The organism is Antarcticibacterium flavum (assembly GCF_006159205.1).
GTDB classification, from domain to species: domain Bacteria; phylum Bacteroidota; class Bacteroidia; order Flavobacteriales; family Flavobacteriaceae; genus Gillisia; species Gillisia flava.
Genome location: NZ_CP040812.1, coordinates 2,912,574 through 2,931,854 on the forward strand (window position 1 = coordinate 2,912,574; position 19,281 = coordinate 2,931,854).

The following is a 19,281-nucleotide window of genomic DNA, read 5'->3' on the forward strand; positions in this document are numbered from 1 at the left end:
TTGATGGACTTTGAATATTTAAGCCCTGTAGATGACGATTTGGTCCAGGAGATCTCATCTATAAACCCCCAAACCCTGGCAGGCATGGTTAAATTTCATACCTCCACCGGTGGGGTGCCAGACCTTGAAGATGTCAAAATGGCCCTGGTAGGGGTGAAGGAAAACCGCCTTGCAGAAGAAGGAGAGGATGAGTTTTTAAATTTTTCCAGTGTGAGAAGATGTTTCTATGGGCTTTTTCCCGGGAACTGGCATTTAAATCTCGCAGACCTGGGGGATATCGAAAAAGGAGAAACCGTAGAGGATACTTATTTCGCACTTCAAACCCTTGTTGGGGAGCTGCTTAAACAGGGGGTTATACCAATTATCCTGGGCGGCAGCCAGGACCTTATATATGCACAATACAGGGGGTATGACAGGCGGGAGCAAATGGTGAACCTGGTAAATATCGACAGCCGATTTGATCTTGGCGATGCAGAGAATCCTATCTCCAACCACTCGTATGTAAGCAAAATTATTGTTAACAAGCCTTATAATTTGTTCAATTATTCCAATCTTGGCTATCAAACCTATTTTAATTCCCAGGATGAAATAGAGTTGATGGAGCGTTTGTTCTTTGATGCCTACAGGTTGGGAGAGGTCACAGCCAATGTAAAAACCGTGGAACCTGTAATGAGGGATGCCAATTTGGTGGGGCTGGACCTGGGGTCGATCAATGCAGCAGCCATAGGGGGGAATTATCAAATCTCGCCCAATGGATTTGACGGGAAGCAAATTTGTGCCCTGGCACGTTATGCCGGGATTAGTGATAAAGTGAGTTCCTTTGGAATATATGAGTATGCTGCCAATTATCCTGTAGCAGGTAATATGCTAATAGCCCAGATGATATGGTATTTTATAGAAGGTGTAAATTATCGCACGAATGAAAATACTATTTCTGCAAAAAATGAGTTTATAAAATATCAGGTACCTATAGATGATGAGATCCTGGTCTTTTTTAAAAGTCCGGTGAGTGGGAGGTGGTGGATTGAAATACCATTTATTTCAAATTCCAATACTAAATTGAAGCGGCATACGTTATTACCTTGCAACCATGAAGATTATCTGGAGGCATGTAACCAGGTAATTCCAGAGCGTTGGTACAAGACCAAGAGAAAAAATGAACTTTAAGATTATTGAGTAGGCAATTTCATGAATTACTGTATTTTTGCCCAACTATTGTTTTTTATAAAATAATTGGATAGGTTTACCACCTTAAATCCATTATGTCATAACCTGAAAGAATTATGAAGAAAATTATTTCGCTTATTGCTGTTCTTACAGTCCTTGCAAGTTGTAGCCGGGGCGACAGGGGGCAACTTGTAGGCGCGCAAGGAAAAAAGTGGAATCCGGAGAAACCATATGGAATGACATTAATTCCCGGGGGAGCTTTTATAATGGGGAAGGCAGATGATGATATCGCCGATATGAAGAATGCCCCGCCAAAGACTGTGACTGTGCGCACCTTCTATATGGATGAGACCGAAATAACAAATTCGGAATACCGGCAGTTTACCAACTGGGTACGGGATTCGATCGTGAGAATGAAACTGGCGATCGAGGCAGATTTCGAGGGAGCAACCCCGGGAGATGGTGGAATAGGTGAGTTTGCATTCCTGGACTCAGATCCTGAAAGCATGAGCGTTTATGAGAGATATATGTATGATAACTATACACAATTCTCTGAGGATTACCAGGGCAGGAAATTAAATAAGGATGTTGATATCATCTGGGATACCAGGGATTATCCCGATGAAGCATATGCAAGAGTGATGGACACCATGTACATTCCGCTGGATGAATCTTACAACGGGCAACGTACTATTGATGTGAAGCATCTTAGGTTTAAATATAAGTGGATGGATATCCAGGCAGCCGCAAGAAGCGGTGCGCAAAGAAGAAGTGATTTTATAAAAACTGAAGAAGTAGCTGTGTATCCAGATACAGCAGTTTGGATCAAGGATTTTAATTATTCCTATAACGAACCAATGCATAATGATTATTTCTGGCATACTGCTTTTGATGATTATCCTGTTGTGGGTGTGTCCTGGAAACAGGCAAAGGCTTTTACGCAATGGAGAACCCTTTATCACAATGCTTACAGAAGAAGCAGGGGTAACCACGATGTGCCTACCTACAGGTTGCCAACAGAGGCCGAGTGGGAATATGCCGCAAGAGGCGGGCTGGAATCTGCAACTTATCCATGGGGTGGGCCTTATACCAAGAATGATCGTGGATGTTTTATGGCCAACTTTAAACCATTAAGAGGTGATTACGCGGCAGATCAGGCTCTTTATACTGTAGAAGCCAAGTCATATGAGCCAAATGATTATAATTTGTACAATATGGCAGGAAACGTATCAGAGTGGGTACATTCATCTTACGATCCTGCGTCATATGAATATATGTCTTCAATGAACCCTACGGTAAATAATGAAGAAGATCCTCGTAAGGTTGTACGTGGAGGTTCCTGGAAGGACGTGGCATACTTCCTGCAGGTGAGCACCAGGGATTATGAATATTCAGATACTGCAAGGAGTTATATAGGTTTCAGGACTGTTCAGGATTATCTTGGTACAGATGTTACTTTGAACCAACCTGCAAGATAAATTTGAACCCTAATACTATTTATAAATAACCTTATCTATCAAGAAAATCAAAAAACTAATTTTTTAAATCATGGCAAAGTCACAGAATCGAGTTAAAATAATGAATATGGTGTATGGTCTGGGTGCAGCAGTTGTAATCCTGGGAGCACTTTTTAAGATCATGCACTGGAACTTTGGTAACGAGATGCTTATCATTGGTCTTATTACTGAAGCAATAGTATTCGCAATCTCTGCATTTGAACCGGTAGATGATGAATTGGACTGGTCTCTTGTATATCCTGAACTTGCAGGAGGACCTGCAGGTCAAAGAGAAGCTGCTTTTGTTGAGAATAAGGAGACTGAAGCTTCGTTATCCAAAAAGTTAGATGAAATGCTTAAAGAAGCAAAGATCGATGCTAACCTTATGGACAGCCTTGGAAACAGCATTCGCAATTTTGAAGGAGCTGCCAAAGGTATTGCGCCTACAGTAGATGCTATGGCTTCTCAAAAGAAATACAGTGAAGAACTTACTCTTGCAGCTGCACAAATGGAAACTTTGAACAACTTGTATAAAGTACAGGTGGAGTCTTCTTCAAGGCAGGCAGAGATCAACCAGGAAGTTGCAGAGAATGCAGGTAAGCTTAAGGAGCAAATGGGGTCCCTTGCAGCCAACCTTTCCTCATTGAATGGTGTTTATGGAGGTATGTTAACTGCAATGAACGTTAACGGCAGATCTTAATCACTTTAGTTAAAGCGACTAAAAAGTAAAAAAACTAAAAGAAATTAAATGGCGTCTGGAAAACAATCCCCTAGGCAGAAGATGATTAACCTAATGTATCTGGTTTTCATCGCTATGCTTGCTTTGAACATGTCCAAAGAGGTACTTACCGCCTTTGGATTATTAAATGAAAAATTAACTGAATCAAATCAAACTACCACTCAACGTAATGCGGCATTTATGGCCGGATTGGATGAGAAGGTGAGTGAACAGCCTGCGAAATATGCTCCGTTAAAGGAGAAGGCAGTGCAAATAGACGAATTGTCAACAAACTTCTATGCGTACATAGAAGAGTTAAAGGCTGAATTAACTTCCAAGCAAAAGGATATGCAGGACTATGAGTCCATGGACCGTGCAGACCAGCTTGATGAAAAATTCTTTGTGAGTGGTAAGAATTCTCCTGAAGGGGAAGAATTCCTTGCTCAAATAAGGAACTATCGTGAAGGTGTAGCTAATATCCTGGGAGATGATTTTCCTGCGATAGCTCAAAAAGTACAAAATGAATTTTCTACAGAGCCTGTGGAGAACAGGGACGGCAGGGAAGTGCCTTGGTTAGAATACCACTACCAGGGATATCCATTGATCGCTTCTATTACAAAAATGACCCAAATGCAGGCCGATGTAAAGCAAACTGAAAATGAGATCCTTTCAGCCATGCTTTCTGGCCAGCTTCAAAGTGAAGTATCTTTAACCAACTATCAGGCTATAGTTATACCGGACAAAACTGCGTTTTTTAGCGGAGAGAATTTTAAAGGTAGAGTAGTACTTGGTCGTGTGGATAACACGCTACAGTTTGACAATGTGGTTATTAATGGTAGAGAAGTAAGTAGTACCCAGGCGGGACAGGTTATGCTTGATTTTCCTGCAGGAAATGTTGGGGAACAGGAAATAAAAGGTGAATTACAATTCAAGGAAGGTGATTCCATTGTACGTATACCGGTGACCAGTTCTTACGCTGTAATACCAAAACCTAATTCTGCTGTTATTTCTGCAGATAAGATGAACGTGGTTTATCGTGGGGTTAAGAACCCAATGACCATCTCAATTCCGGGAGTAGGTAATGTTTCTGCCAATGCGCCGGGACTTTCATCTGCCGGTGGAGCAGGTAAATATGTAATGGATGTAACTACGGTGCAGGCTCGTGAGGTTACCATTAACGTAAGTGGTAAACTTCCTGGAGGGGAAAACGTTTCAGACAGTAAGACCTTTAGGATCAAAGATATTCCAAGGCCGGTTGGTACGGTTCGTGGAGAGGATGGTGCAGTAAGAATGCAGCGTAACGCTTTAGAAATATCTACGGTTGGTGCTTCTCTTCCAGACTTTGACTTTGAACTTGGATTGAGGGTTACAGGATTTAAATTCCAGGTTTCCGGGCAGCCTACCGTTCAGGTAAGGGGTAGCCAACTGGATGCAGCCGCAAAAGCTGCTTTGAGAAGAGCAGGTAGAGGAGAGACAGTTCAAATATTTGATATAGAAGCATCTCTTACAGGAAATACAAGTTATATGCTTAAAAAAGTGTCGCCTGTATTTGTTGAGTTAACAAATTAAAAAATCAATACCATGAAGTGGAATCAGTTCTTGATAGGGTTTTTCGGAGTATTGTTTACAATTTCATCCTATGGCCAAAGCAATATTTTAAATGCTAAGACGCCAGATCAAATTGGGCAGGTTTCGAATGCTGAAGTCAATGTGGAAAGAAAGGCTAAGCCATTGCAATATGGTTATGTGGAGGACCGTGATATTCTTTGGTCCAAAAATGTTTGGGAGACTATAGATCTTGATGAAAGGGTGAATTTTCCGTTGTACTATCCTATAGATACAATTAATATTGGATCTGGGAGAAGAGCATTGTATGACGTTCTTGTAGGAGCCATTAGGAGTGGGAAGATCAAGAATATTTATGCCGATTCTTATTTTACCGAAAAAAGAACCCTTCAGGACATAAGCGCCGCACTTTCAAAGGTTGATACTACAGATCTTGGTATCGAACAGTACAATGCCGGGGAAGAGATTGATCCGCAGTTCATTGACCGCAGGGACCTCTCTGCAGCAGATATCGTTGAATACCGTATTCGCGGTATGTGGTACTTTGATAAACGCCAGGCAGAGCTTAAGTACAGGCTTCTTGGGATAGCCCCAATGGCACCAGATGTGAACTTCCTGGATGATGAAGATATGCCACCCGTAGAATTGTTCTGGGTTTGGTTCCCCGATGCACGGGAAGTACTTTTTGAGCACAAGGCCTATACCGGCGGGAATAATTCGCAGGCAGTGACCTTTGATCACCTCCTCAACTCGAGAAGGTTTAATGCGGTTATCTATAAGGATGAAAATGTACAGGGCGACCGTTCTGTTGATGATTATATAACAGAAAGTGCCTTTATGCGTTTGCTGGAATCTGAAAGGATCAAGGAACAGATTAGGAACTTTGAACAGGATATGTGGAATTATTAATTTCCTTTTCGTAATATTATAAAACGCTCCGCTAAAACCGGGGCGTTTTTTGATTGGTGAAATATGACAGATTATATAATTGTAGGTGCGGGCTTAAGCGGGATTGCGCTGGCAGAGGAGCTTACAGGCAGAGGTAAAACAATTAAGGTTTTTGAGAATAATTCTCAATCTTCCTCTACAGTAGCGGGAGGGGTTTATAACCCTGTGATCCTTAAGAGATTCACACTGGCATGGAATGCTGCGGCCCAGATGGAAACAGCAATTCCCTTTTATAAGGCTCTGGAAGAGAAACTAGGGGTAAACCTGGTGGAGGAACTGCCTATATACAGAAAGTTTAATTCTATTGAAGAACAGAATAACTGGTTTACGGCGGCAGATAAGCGCTCTCTTGCTCCTTTCCTGGACACAGGGCTAAAGAAGGAGCTTAACCCCTGTTTACCTTCACAGCATTCCTTTGGGAGAGTGATTGGTACCGGAAGAATTGATACTGCCCTTCTCCTGGAGAAGTACTGGCAATTTCTTAATGAATTGGGAGTTTTTTTTGCTGAAAGATTTGAATATCAAAAGCTGCAACTTCTACCTGATGGGGTAGCTTACAAAAGTCATAAAGCGAGGAGGGTAGTTTTCTGTGAAGGTTTTGGGCTAAAGAAAAATCCATTTTTCAATTCCTTACCGCTTTATGGTAACAAAGGGGAATATATTATTATCAAAGCACCATCGTTAAAGCTTCAGGTGGCGGTGAAATCTTCTGTTTTTATTCTGCCGCTGGGGAATGAACTTTATAAGGTGGGAGCTACCTATAACAATCAGGATACTTCAGAAGAACCAACAGAGGAGGCCAGGGAGAGCCTTTTAAGTAAACTTCGATCAATGATAACCTGCGAATTTGAGATTGTGGACCAGGTAGCGGGAATACGCCCTGCGACAAAGGACAGGAAACCTGTGGTAGGCCAACATCCTGAGCACCTGCAACTCTATTGTTGTAACGGCTTTGGAAGCAGGGGAGTGCTTATGGCGCCCTGTATAGCCAGGGAACTTGCAGCTCATCTTGAGGAGGGGGCTCCACTTGACCAGGAAACAAGTCTCCTTAGGTTTTTAAAGTAGTCTAATCCAGGTAAAGGCCTTGCCTTCTTTTCACTCCTATTTTTGTTCAGGTTGCTTCTTGTAGTTCAGGAAAAAGTTGATCCAAATATTTCTTGAGAGCCTTATTATAACCGGCATAAAGATTATTAAAGTGGCGGTTATGGCTATGAATGTAGTTACCAGCCCCCCTCCAAAAAAGAAGTAGGTAATAATGAAAGCGGCAACTGCAAAAGCCACCCCCAGGGCATAGCTCACATACATGGCACCGAAGAAAAAGGAAGGTTCCATCTTGTATTTTGTCCCGCAGTTTGAGCAGCGCTCATGCATATCAAAGATCCTGTGCATCTTGTAGGGATTGGATTCTTTATACATACTTTCTTCCTGGCAAACGGGGCAGGTGCCTGTAAAAATACTGTATAGCTTGGTGCCCTTTAAGAAACTCATTTCTATTTTTTTAGCAAGACAAAAATAGGCATCTTTGCAAAAATATTTAAGGAATATAATGCTTAACATTCATAATTTATCGATCTCATTTGGCGGGGAGACCTTGTTTGATGAAATAACCTTCAGGCTGGGTGCCGGGGACAGGGTAGGGCTTATTGGAAAGAACGGTGCCGGGAAATCGACTATGCTTAAGATCCTTGCAGGAGAACAGGAACCAGATACGGGCCAGATTGCCAAGGATAAGGAGCTCAAGATTGGGTTTTTAAAACAGGATATCGATTTCGTACAGGGGCGTACTGTAATAGAAGAGGCCCAGCAGGCCTTTGTCGAAATCAAAGCCATTGAGAAAAAAATAGACCACATCAATGAGCAGCTTGCTACCAGGACAGATTATGAGAGCGAGGGATATTCCCAACTCATACAGGACCTTAGTGAGCTAACTCATCAATATGAGATCATTGGAGGATATAATTACCAGGGAGAAACAGAAAAGGTTCTCATGGGCCTTGGTTTCGAAAGGGAAACTTTTGGCAAGGTTACAGATACCTTTTCCGGGGGATGGAGAATGCGAATTGAACTTGCAAAGCTCCTTTTGCAGAACAATGATATCCTGCTCCTGGATGAGCCTACCAACCACCTGGATATAGAATCTATCATCTGGCTGGAATCATTTCTTAATAACTATCCCGGCTGTGTTATCATTGTATCTCACGATAAGATGTTCCTTGATAATGTTACCAACAGGACTATTGAGATCTCCCTGGGGAAGATATATGATTACAAGAAACCTTACTCCCAATACCTCGTACTCAGGGAGGAGCTAAGGGAGCAACAACTGGCATCACAGAAGAACCAGGAAAAGCAAATCGAGCAAACAGAGAAACTCATTGAGAAATTTCGTGCAAAAGCTTCGAAGGCTTCAATGGCCCAATCTCTTATTAAGAAACTGGACAAAATTGACAGGATCGAGGTAGATGAGGATGATAATGCAGTGATGAACGTGAGGTTCCCCATTTCTATTCAACCGGGTAAGGTGGTGATAGAGGCAGAAAGTATTGGAAAGAAATACGGCGACCTGCGAGTACTGGAAAATATTGATCTTTTGATCGAACGCGGCAGCAAGATAGCCTTTGTTGGCCAAAACGGACAGGGAAAATCTACCCTGGCAAAGATCATTGTTGGCGAGATCCCCCATACAGGGAATTTGAAATTAGGGCATAACGTACAAATAGGCTATTTTGCACAGAATCAGGCAGAATATCTGGATGGTGAGAAGACCGTTCTGGATACTATGATAGATGCGGCAAATGAGAATACCCGCAGCAGGGTAAGGGATATGCTGGGTTCTTTCCTATTCAGGGGAGATGAAGTGAGTAAGAAGGTGAAGGTACTTTCAGGAGGGGAGCGTAACCGGCTGGCATTGTGTAAGCTTTTGCTGCAGCCTTTTAATGTACTTATCATGGATGAGCCTACCAATCACCTTGATATTAAATCTAAAAATGTACTAAAAGAGGCACTTAAGAATTTTGAAGGTACGCTTATCCTGGTTTCCCATGACAGGGACTTTCTCCAGAACCTCACCAGTACGGTATATGAATTCAAGAATCACCGTATCAAGGAATATCTGGGAGATATAGATTTTTACCTGGAACAGCGTAATGTAGAGAATATGCGGGCTATTGAAAAACGGGATAAAGTTCAAAAAGAAGATTCTCGCGACAATAACAATAGTAAACAGGCATATAACGACCAGAAAAAAATAAAATCGCTAAGCAATAAACTTAGTAATACCGAAGCGAAAATAGGAAAGCTGGAAAAGGAGCTAAAAGCAAAGGATGAAGAAATGGCTGCCAACTATGAGAAGGCCATGGAAAAACCAAATTTTCTTGAGAACTATCAAAAGAAGAAAAAAGAGCTCGAACAGCTTATGAAATCCTGGGAATTATTACAGGAAGAACTGGAGGCGATAAGTTAAAGATCTTTTTAGGTTGTTTCATTTTTAACCTTTGTTGATTAAACGCTTTACATTTACAGCAGTCTAAAGCACAATTAATATCATTTCATGCGTAAGATCATACTCTCCATAATTGGAGTCCTGCTGGTGGTAGCAGCCCTTTTTGGGGCAAAAGCCATTATTGACAGCAATACAGTTGAAAGGCCACCACAAAACAAAGTGGTGAAAACGGTTTTTGTAGATACAGTTGAAAATCGAACTGTGCCTATTATAATTCCCGCCAATGGTACCGTAACCGCTCTTAATAAGACCGAGCTTTTTTCTGAAGTGGAAGGGGTTTTCAGGAGCAGCAGTAAGCCATTCAGGCCCGGGCAACAGTATAACCGAGGGCAGGTGCTCCTTAATCTTGATGCTTCAGAATTTGTGGCGAATGTAAGATCTGCACGTAGTGAACTTTATAATAGTATTACAGCTATTATGCCCGACCTTAGACTGGATTACCCTGAATTTTATCCAAAATGGGAGGAGTATCTCAATAATTTTGATGTAAACCGAAACCTTGCTCCCCTGCCTGAAACCGAATCGAACCAGGAAAAATATTTTATCGCAGGACGGGGAATAGTATCTGCATATTACAACATCAAGAACCTTGAAGCCAGGTTAAACAAGTTCATCGTAGTTGCTCCCTATAGTGGAGTGCTTACAGAAGCAGCTGTTACCGTAGGTTCCTTAATTAGACCAGGTCAAAAGCTAGGGGAATTTATAGATCCTACAGAGTTTGAATTGGAAGTCGCTATAAGAAAATCCTTCAGTGACTTATTGGAGAAGGGTGAGAAGGTTACCCTTACCAATCTTGAAGGGACCCAAACCTTTGAGGGAACGGTAAGCAGGATCAATAGCAGGATAGACCAGGAATCTCAAACCATACAGGTTTTTATTAATATTCAGGACGAGAACGTGCGGGAGGGAATGTACCTGGAAGCTCAACTGGAAGCCCGTAATGTTGAAGATGCTATCGAGATCCCGAGACAATTGCTGGTAGATCAAAATAAAGTATATGTTGTACGGGATAACACCCTGGTGCTGGCTGAAGTGGAGATCATCTACAACTCTTCAGAAAAAGTGGTGATAAAGGGTCTTCAGGATGGTGCTTATTTGATAAATTCCCCGGTGCCGGGAGCTTACTCCGGGATGCTGGTGGAAATAAGTGAAACCCCCAACCCGGTTAAATCCCGCGCAAATTGAGAAAAATAATAAGTTATTTCATTAAGTATGAGGTCGCCGTAAATGTGGTGGTCTTTGCTTTTATAATATTTGGGATCGTGGGGATCCTCAATATGAAATCTTCCTTTTTTCCTCTGGAAGAATCCCGAATTATAAATATCAATGTAGCCTATCCCGGTTCCTCACCAGAGGAAATAGAGGAGGGCATCATTTTGAAGATCGAGGATAACCTAAAAGGCCTTATAGGTATAGACAGGGTTACCAGTGTGGCCAGGGAAAGTGGTGGTTCCATAACTGTTGAGATCGAGCAGGGACAGAATATTGATGTGATACTCTCTGAAGTTAAGAATGCGGTGGACAGGGTGCCGAACTTCCCTACAGGAATGGAGCCCCTGGTTGTGGCCAAGGAAGAGAGGGTACGGCCTACCATAAGCTTCTCCGTTAGCGGGGAGAATATTCCGTTGCAAACCCTGAAGCAAATAGCCCAGCAAATCGAGAATGATATGAGGGCGATAGATGGGATCTCCCAAATAGAGATTTTTGGGTATCCCGAGCAGGAGATCGAGATCGCCGTGAGGCAGGATGACCTGCTTGCCTATAATCTTAGTTTTGAAGAGGTGGCTGCTGCCGTGGGCAATGCCAATATACTTACAACAGGAGGGACTATAAAAACTTATGCTGAAGATTATCTTATTAGGGCCAATAACAGGTCCTATTATGGTGATGCTTTGAATGACCTGGTGGTAAGGTCCAGCCCTACCGGTCAAACCATTAGATTAAGGGACGTGGCAGTGGTAAGGGATAGGTTCTCTGAAACTCCAAATGCCCTTTACTTTAACGGGAATATGGCAGTTACAATCAATATAAGCAATACCAACAATGAGGACCTGCTGTCAACGGCAGCCAAGGTAAATGCATATGTTGATGAATTTAATGAAAAGAATTCCAATATACAGCTTAATGTAGTAAGTGATTCTTCCATCACCCTTAACCAGCGTACCAGGTTGCTTCTTGAAAATGGCTTTGTAGGGATCTTACTGGTGTTATTGTTTCTTTCCTTTTTCCTGAATACCAGGCTGGCCTTTTGGGTGGCCTTTGGATTACCGGTGGCTTTCCTTGGAATGTTCATTTTTGCATCCCAGTTTGGAGTTACCATCAACGTACTTTCCCTTTTTGGAATGATCATAGTGATAGGGATCCTGGTAGATGACGGGATAGTTATTTCTGAAAATATCTATCAGCATTACGAAAAAGGTAAAAATCCTGTACAGGCTGCAATTGACGGGACAATGGAAGTGGTGCCGCCGGTTATTTCGGCAATTATTACAACCATCCTGGCGTTTGGAACCTTCCTGTTCCTGGACAGCAGGATTGGGGAGTATTTTGCAGAGGTGTCTACTGTGGTAATTCTCACTCTTATAGTTTCCCTTGTAGAGGCATTTATAATATTACCTGCCCATATTGCCCATTCCAAAGCGCTTGTAAGGAATACCAAAGAGAAGAAAAAGTCCAAGGTTGACAAGATCTTTAACTATTTGCGTGGGTTCAACCGTACGGGGGATAGGATAATGCGTTATATGCGCGACACTACTTACAGCCCCGCGTTGCGATTTGTGCTAAGGCAGCCTATAATGAGTCTATCGATCATCCTCGTGTTCCTTATTTTAACAATAGGTGCCATTGGAGGCGGAGTGATAAGGCTTACTCTTTTTCCAAGTATTGCCAGTGACAGGGTTTCTATTGACCTTTTAATGGCAGAAGGTACCAATCCCGCAAAAACTGATTCTATCATTACTCTGGTAGAGGAAGCTGCATGGAGGGTTAATGAAGACTTTACAGCCCGACAAACCGGAAATAAGCAGGTGGTAGAAAATACCATTAAAAGAGTAGGCCCGGGGAATAATAAAGCTTCGCTGCAGGTTAACCTCCTGCCCGGGGAAGAACGGGATTTCGCCTCGCCAGATATCACCAATGCTATTAGGGATGAGGTAGGCCCTGTATTTGGGGTGGAGAGCCTCACCTTTGGTAGTGGAGGTAATTTTGGAGGCAGCCCAGTCTCGGTTTCATTGTTGGGAAATAATATTGCAGAGCTGGAAGCCGCCAAGGAGGAGCTCAAGCAGATTTTTGAAAATAATACCCTGCTTAAGGATGTCACAGATAATGATCCAAAAGGTATCAAGGAAATAGATATTAAGCTTAAGCAAAATGCATATGCCTTAGGCCTGGACCTTAACAATGTGATGAGGCAGGTAAGGAATGCATTCTTTGGTACGCAGGCCCAGCGCTTCCAAAGGGGGCAGGATGAGGTACGGGTTTGGGTGCGTTATGACCTGTCTGAACGTTCTTCTATCACAAAGCTGGATGATTACAGGATCATTACCCCAACGGGTAACAGGGTCCCTTTCCGTGAAATTGCGGAATATGAAATAATACGGGGAACCGAGTCTATAAGCCACCTGGACGGACTAAGGGAAATAAGGGTAAGTGCAGATATGGAGGATCCCAATGGCAGTGCTACAGATATACTTTTTGACATCCAAAGCAATGTGATGCCAGATCTTCTTAATAAATATCCTTCACTTTCAGTCTCATATGAAGGGCAGAACAGGGAAGGAAACAAGCTGACCAATTCAGCCAAAAAGGTGTTGCCTATCGTACTTTTCCTAATTTATGCTACCATAGCATTTACTTTTAGAAGTTATAGCCAGCCATTCCTGCTTATGCTTATGATTCCTTTTAGTATCATAGGGGTAGCATGGGGCCACTGGATCCATGGGTTTCCAATCAACTTCCTGTCTGCACTTGGGATAATTGCCCTCATCGGGATTATGGTAAATGATGGGCTGGTCCTTATTGGAAAATTCAATAATTACCTCCTGGAGGGGATGAAATTTGAAAAAGCACTTTATGAAGCCGGCAGGTCCAGGTTTAGAGCGATCTTCCTTACCTCCCTTACCACCATAGCAGGACTTGCACCACTTATCTTTGAAAAGAGCAGGCAGGCCCAGTTCCTCAAGCCTATGGCAATATCTATTGCGTATGGGATAGGAATAGCTACTGTTCTTACTTTGCTGTTGTTACCATTATTCCTCGCCCTTAGTAATTATACCAAGGTTGGAACTATTTGGCTGGCAACAGGTAAAAAAGTTAAGAATGAAGATGTGGAAAGAGCTTTGAAAGAACAAAAAGAAAAAGAATCGCATGCAGAGAATGTTTAGATCCCTAACCTTCCTTTTCCTTTTTGTTGCAGGTAACACCTATTCTCAAACACAGGTGCTAAGCAAAGAAGAGGCTATTATCAAGACCCTGGAAAATAATTATGGTATAAGGATGTCGCAGAATATGGTTGAGATAGCAGATAACAGCCAGAGCATTCTCAATTCTGGTTACCTGCCTTCCATAAGTGGTCTTGCCGGTGCCAATTATAATAATGAAGATATAAATGCTACCCTGCAGGGAGGGGAAGAGCGCGTTGTGGATGGTGCAAAGACCAATAGGTATAATGCCTCGGTCAATCTTAATTACACCCTTTTTGACGGCCTTGGGAGGTGGTATAATTTTAAGCAGCTCAAGGAGCAGTACAATCTTACCAAACTTGAAGCCAGAGAGACTATTGAAAACACTATCCTGCAACTGCTTACGGTATATTTTGAAGTAGCACGGCTTACAGAGAATGTAGAGGTATTGGAGGAGACATTGGAAACATCTAAGGAAAGGATCACCCGGGCCAGGTATCAGTTTGAATTTGGGCAGGCCAACAGGTTAGGGATACTTAATGCAGAGGTTGATGTAAACAATGACAGTATCCTTTTATTGAACACCCGGCAGCAGTTGGCCAATGCCAAACGCGATTTAAATGTAATCCTGAATGAACAGGAGATCCCGTTGGAAAATTTTGTAGTAGATACAACTGTCACTTTTATCACCAAACTACAGCTGGAAAATTATTTACAGGAGGCAAGACAGAACAATGTTTCCCTTTTGCAGGCTGAAAGTGCTATAAATATTTCAGACTATGCTATAAAGGTAGCCAGGAGTGGGTATTTACCAACAGTAGGGCTTAATGGGTCCTATGGCTGGAATACTGCGAACCTGCCTGCCACGTCTTTTGTGCAGTCCAGTACCACTTTGGGCTATGGCGCAAGTCTAAGCCTTTCCTGGGATCTATTTGACGGAGGTACGACCATAACGAATATCAGGAATGCGAAAATAAGACAGGAAAATGAGGAGCTGTTTAAACAGCAAATATTGCTGGAGGTGAACAGGGATATTGCCAATGCCCTGGGAGACTACGAGAATAAACGTATAATTTATGAGGTCCAGGAGAAGAATGTGCTTACCAATGAAAATAACTTTGAGCGCTCCCAGGAGCAGTTCAAGGTGGGCCAAATCACCTCTATTGAATTCAGGCAGGCACAAATAAATCTTATAAATGCCAGGACCAGTAAGAATTTGGCAAAGTATGACGCCAAGCTGGCAGAATTGCAGGTGTTACAGCTTACAGGCCAGCTACTCAATGTAGAGTTTTAATATAATTCAATGCACGAATATTTCTTTCAATGTCCTTATTGCTGGGAGGAGATCTCTGTGCTGCTCGATCCCTCTGTGGGTAGCCAATCCTATGTGGAAGATTGTGAAGTATGTTGCAATCCCATCCAGATAAGTGTGAGTTTTGAAGATAATGATATTTCATCTTTCGCTGCCAATAGTATTGAGCAATAGTTTTATTTAACTTTCTATTTAACTGAAATGTAGTGGTTTTGGTTAAATTTAGAGAAAAATGAAATTAGCTATGGTTTCTACTTTTGAATTTTCTGATGATGTCGTGGGAATCATGATAGATTCCAATGTCAATAAAAAGCTGCTTGATGAAATCCACAAGATCATTGAGGAGAAGTTCGATCGTGAAAAACCCATGAATTTGTTTGTCGAGATCAGGGAAGGAGTGGATATTCCTGTAAATATAATCCTGAAAGATTTGCTGTTCAAGTTAAAAAATGCTGCACGATTTAAAAAGATTGCGGTTGTGACCTGCTCAGGAATTTTTCAAAAAGCAATGAAAGCCAAGGACTTATTAATGGAGGCAGAAGTGGAAGTCTTTACTCATAAAGACCGCATTGTGGCTATGAACTGGATAGCTGAATAATTTTTTAAAATTTCTTTTGTCAAAGTAGAAAACCGTTGTATATTTGCCATCCGATAACGCAGTAACAATGCTTGTCGCAAGTTCTTAAAAAATTTATTTTTACAATATATCGCGGGATAGAGCAGTAGGTAGCTCGTCGGGCTCATAACCCGAAGGTCACTGGTTCGAGTCCAGTTCCCGCTACTAGTAATGACAAGGCTTCACAGAAATGTGAGGCCTTTATTTTTGGCCGCAGGTACAACATAGGTACAACATTCTGCTCTTTTCTCCTCCACATTCCATTTGATATCATTTAATATTAAAACAATTGAATTGGTATTGGATTGAAGAATAATTTAGTTCAGATTGATTAAAGGCTCTCTTCCGTAGTAATAGTTTATGGTCCATTCCCGACCCTGTCACAAATAGAAGAAGAAAGCAATTTTGATCCCTTACAGAAGTATAACCTCCATGACTTTATCAGAAAACCAGAAGGTAATTCTAACTGACTCTACATTTTAAATAAATTATACAAAGTCGAAAATTTTTTCTGTAAATGTTTATCTGTTACATTCTTCAAGTGTTTAGATAAAACTATAAGTAAATCCCATAGTCTATTCTTATCTGCACTAAAGCATCGTAATTTATAAAACACCATCAGGCAAATCATTCTCGTGGCCATTTCAGTAGTATCTTTAAATTGATTTTTATAAGTGAATTTTTCACACTTCTGACAGGCAAGAACGTTAGAACACTGCTTACAGGAATGATTTACATTTCATATGCATTACCAAAGAAGCCTTCTATTTAGAGTTCCTCTATAGGTCAAAAATTTTTTAACTACTAACTTAGATATTATGAGCACTTCGAAAAAAATCTTCAAAGCCAATTTGTTTTTATTGGGAGTTTTCCTCTATCCTTCGTGTGTAGAAATGTCTGGCCAGAATAAAATTGAATTTAATTTTCAGGATCTTCAGTCTCTTTCGTATAAAGAAATTAGATCGAAGGAGACAAAATTATTTGAAGATGAAGAATTAGGTAAGTTAGATAAACTGGTTAATTTCCATATTGCAAAAGCGAAAGCAGAAGAGGACACGTTGGAGATTGCTCACGCTATTTATTATAAATACGCAATTTCAGATGATGAAAAAGCCTTAGATTATGCTGATTCTATTATTAATCTAACTCAAGCCAGTACTCATCATAATTATCCAACGGTGGGTTATTCCCTAAAAGGCCATTATTACTATCATTCTGGAAGACTTGAATTAGCCCTGGACAATTATTTAATAGCTCTCCAACTGGCAGAAAAAAAGAAAAATATTGAACAACAAAGGGAGATATCTCTAGCTATTGCTGCAATTAGAAATTTAACAGGGCAACATTATGCAGCCCTGGAACTGTACAACAAAGCTTTAAACCTGCTCAAAAAGAATAAGAAGTATAAAAGAGAGCACTATTCTGATTATATAGTCTTATTGTACAACCTTTCACTTACTCAATTACGTTTAAAGGAAAATGATTCGGCTCGAATTTATGCGGCACAAGGCATAGAAATCACTCGTAATGATGATCGCAACTTTAAAGACTTTGTTCTGTTGGATGCGCAAATTAATTATTATGAAGATAATCTACAGACCGCAAATGACACTTTAGAAAAGTATGTTTCCAGTTTAGAAGGCACCAGTAAAGCAATTAAACTTTATTATCTCGGCAAGATCCAGGATCAACTTGGGAATACAGAAAAGGCGATTGAATACTTTGAAAAAATTGATTCAATTGTAAACTACACTCAGGATGGATTTCCAGAAATTAAAGATGTTTATCATCATCTCATTTTACATACTATTCAGCAGAATAATAAGGAGAAGCAAATAGATTATATTGATAAACTGGTCTACTATGACAGTGTCCTTTCTAGTGGACAGGAGCGGATCCTTAACAAATCAACATTAGCTTTAGATATTCCTCTTTTAAAACAGCAAAAATTAAAACTCCAAAACCAGTTGAAGGCCAAGAGGAGGTACAAGTTATTGGCAGGATTTTTAGGAGGAATAACAATACTTTCCGGCCTTCATTTCTATACCAGGAATAGGAAAATGAAGAGGAGATTACGCATTCTTATGGAGGAAGAGCCAAAAAAAAAACCCGTTTCTAAAAAGACCTTAGATTTTTCACTTGCAATACCTGAAGATATTAAGAATGATCTAATACTCAAGTTGGATAATTTTGAGAATAGCAATCGATACCTTGACAAGGTCCTTGATTTGCCTACTCTTGCAAATGAATTACATACAAATACCTCTTATCTCTCTTTAGTAATTAACTACTATAAAAAGAAAAGTTTTCCAAACTATCTAAAGGAACTAAGGATTTCCTATGCCATTCAGGAGTTGAAAATTAATCTGGAACTTACAAAGTATAGTAATCAAGGATTGGCGGAACTCTTCGGCTTCAAAACAGGAGAATCTTTTTCGAAGGCCTTCTTAAAAGAGACCGGCGTATATCCCTCAAGATTTATAGCCGAATTAAAAGCAAGAAAAGCAGGGGGTTTAGAAATCTAAATTACCTGATTCTTTATAAACGGACTAATTCATTTATAAAGCCCGGTAAACTCTATTTTCTTAAGTAATTCTTTTGGAGGAAATTGAAATAAAATTAAACTTCAATGGACTTTAATTTGGTTAATCAAGAATTAGAGAAAGAAATCTATACTTTAGAAAGATCTTCTCAAACCAGAATAACTATTTATAGTCAGATAATTATACTCTGTAGAAAATTATTAGAAACTTTTCGACACCAAATTGCACAAAAGAAATTTAATACCTCTGTAGATGAAATAGCTTTTTTTAAGTTACACAAACAAATTCCTCTTGTAAATCTCATCTTCTACCTACACCTTAAAGAATTTGAAGCAAGTTTACCAATTGGAGGAGATCCTAGAAAAATTTATGTGGAAAGAAAAATTGAAGAAGCCAGTAATTTCTTCAATTGTAATAAGGAGTTTGTTCAGTACATTGATTTAGATCAGGATCACCTGGACAAATATTATTTCACCCGTGAGTTTAATTTAGGAGATAACTTTACGGTGTATGGCTGTTATTATGAAGATCCTAATTTCTCCACTTCAAAAGATATTCTGCTAGGTGAGCTAAAAGCTTACCGTATGCTTTTGCCTCTTCTTAACGATTATTTAAATGATTCTACTACTGTTTCCGGTAATGTGAGTGGAAAAAGAAAAGAGCTTCACTGGACTGCTTCCAAAGTATCTCTTGTTGAGCTAATATATGCTCTACAACATGCGGGGTCCATCAACAACGGAACAGTTGATTTAATTACTATAGCCACATCATTTGAAGATTTTTTCCAGATCAAGTTCGATAACATTTATAAGACTTATTCAGAAATAAAAATGCGGAAAGGCAAAAAATCCAAATTTCTCGATGAATTAACCTGGAGGTTTGAACGAAAAGTAGAAGAGGATGAAAAACAATAACGTTTTAATAATCATACTTTAAAATTTTCAATACCAAAGAAAGTCTTTGTAAATAAAATTCCAATTAAAGTTAGCAAAGGGCGGGTCAGATTACTCAGA

At 40.5% G+C, this 19,281-nt stretch carries 15 protein-coding genes and 1 tRNA gene; 15 read left to right on the forward strand and 1 reads right to left on the reverse strand.

Annotated features, from left to right (window positions below):
• The first annotated feature begins 3 nt into the window (after positions 1–3).
• The 6 genes from FHG64_RS12590 to FHG64_RS12615 all read left to right on the forward strand — a co-directional run bounded on the left by FHG64_RS12590 (position 4) and on the right by FHG64_RS12615 (position 6,960).
• Positions 4–1,167 (forward strand): formimidoylglutamase, encoded by a 1,164-nt coding sequence (locus tag FHG64_RS12590; protein ID WP_139066736.1) that lies wholly within the window; start codon positions 4–6, stop codon positions 1,165–1,167.
• A gap of 116 nt (positions 1,168–1,283) precedes the next feature.
• Positions 1,284–2,645, forward strand: coding sequence for a T9SS ring complex lipoprotein PorK/GldK (porK, locus tag FHG64_RS12595; protein WP_139066737.1), 1,362 nt, complete (start codon positions 1,284–1,286; stop codon positions 2,643–2,645).
• A 70-nt stretch (positions 2,646–2,715) separates the two neighbouring features.
• The gene (gene porL / locus FHG64_RS12600) at positions 2,716–3,363 is read left to right on the forward strand and encodes a type IX secretion system motor protein PorL/GldL (RefSeq protein WP_139066738.1); all 648 of its coding nucleotides are present in this window, start codon (positions 2,716–2,718) and stop codon (positions 3,361–3,363) included.
• Positions 3,364–3,411: 48 nt separating this feature from the next.
• Entirely contained in the window at positions 3,412–4,950 is a 1,539-nt protein-coding gene (porM, locus tag FHG64_RS12605) for a type IX secretion system motor protein PorM/GldM (RefSeq protein WP_139066739.1), read from the forward strand.
• A 12-nt stretch (positions 4,951–4,962) separates the two neighbouring features.
• Positions 4,963–5,856, forward strand: coding sequence for a type IX secretion system ring subunit PorN/GldN (porN, locus tag FHG64_RS12610; RefSeq protein ID WP_139066740.1), 894 nt, complete (start codon positions 4,963–4,965; stop codon positions 5,854–5,856).
• A gap of 63 nt (positions 5,857–5,919) precedes the next feature.
• Positions 5,920–6,960 (forward strand): NAD(P)/FAD-dependent oxidoreductase, encoded by a 1,041-nt coding sequence (locus tag FHG64_RS12615; RefSeq protein WP_139066741.1) that lies wholly within the window; start codon positions 5,920–5,922, stop codon positions 6,958–6,960.
• A gap of 36 nt (positions 6,961–6,996) precedes the next feature.
• Here FHG64_RS12615 and FHG64_RS12620 read toward each other — a convergent pair whose 3' ends face one another.
• A complete protein-coding gene (locus FHG64_RS12620; protein WP_139066742.1) occupies positions 6,997–7,383 on the reverse strand; it encodes a DUF983 domain-containing protein in 387 nt (128 codons plus the stop codon).
• Positions 7,384–7,441: 58 nt separating this feature from the next.
• Here FHG64_RS12620 and FHG64_RS12625 point away from each other — a divergent pair, with 58 nt between their 5' ends.
• The 9 genes from FHG64_RS12625 to FHG64_RS12665 all read left to right on the forward strand — a co-directional run bounded on the left by FHG64_RS12625 (position 7,442) and on the right by FHG64_RS12665 (position 19,182).
• A complete protein-coding gene (locus FHG64_RS12625; RefSeq protein ID WP_139067967.1) occupies positions 7,442–9,358 on the forward strand; it encodes an ATP-binding cassette domain-containing protein in 1,917 nt (638 codons plus the stop codon).
• Between the two features lie 87 nt (positions 9,359–9,445).
• The gene (locus FHG64_RS12630; protein ID WP_139066743.1) at positions 9,446–10,582 is read left to right on the forward strand and encodes an efflux RND transporter periplasmic adaptor subunit; all 1,137 of its coding nucleotides are present in this window, start codon (positions 9,446–9,448) and stop codon (positions 10,580–10,582) included.
• Positions 10,579–13,779 carry an efflux RND transporter permease subunit gene (locus FHG64_RS12635; RefSeq protein ID WP_139066744.1) on the forward strand — a complete coding sequence of 1,067 codons (3,201 nt, stop codon included), beginning with the start codon at positions 10,579–10,581 and terminating at the stop codon, positions 13,777–13,779. Before FHG64_RS12630 ends, FHG64_RS12635 begins: the two co-directional genes overlap by 4 nt.
• Positions 13,772–15,091: a TolC family protein gene (locus FHG64_RS12640; protein WP_394344181.1), complete on the forward strand. Its 1,320-nt coding sequence runs from the start codon at positions 13,772–13,774 to the stop codon at positions 15,089–15,091. Before FHG64_RS12635 ends, FHG64_RS12640 begins: the two co-directional genes overlap by 8 nt.
• A 9-nt stretch (positions 15,092–15,100) precedes the next feature.
• Entirely contained in the window at positions 15,101–15,283 is a 183-nt protein-coding gene (locus tag FHG64_RS12645) for a CPXCG motif-containing cysteine-rich protein (RefSeq protein WP_139066746.1), read from the forward strand.
• Between the two features lie 58 nt (positions 15,284–15,341).
• Positions 15,342–15,707 carry a SpoIIAA family protein gene (locus tag FHG64_RS12650; RefSeq protein ID WP_139066747.1) on the forward strand — a complete coding sequence of 122 codons (366 nt, stop codon included), beginning with the start codon at positions 15,342–15,344 and terminating at the stop codon, positions 15,705–15,707.
• A 110-nt stretch (positions 15,708–15,817) separates the two neighbouring features.
• A tRNA-Met gene (locus FHG64_RS12655) sits at positions 15,818–15,890 on the forward strand.
• 653 nt (positions 15,891–16,543) lie between these two features.
• Positions 16,544–18,250 carry a helix-turn-helix domain-containing protein gene (locus tag FHG64_RS12660; protein WP_139066748.1) on the forward strand — a complete coding sequence of 569 codons (1,707 nt, stop codon included), beginning with the start codon at positions 16,544–16,546 and terminating at the stop codon, positions 18,248–18,250.
• Positions 18,251–18,354: 104 nt separating this feature from the next.
• A complete protein-coding gene (locus tag FHG64_RS12665; protein ID WP_139066749.1) occupies positions 18,355–19,182 on the forward strand; it encodes an RteC domain-containing protein in 828 nt (275 codons plus the stop codon).
• Positions 19,183–19,281: the final 99 nt, after the last annotated feature.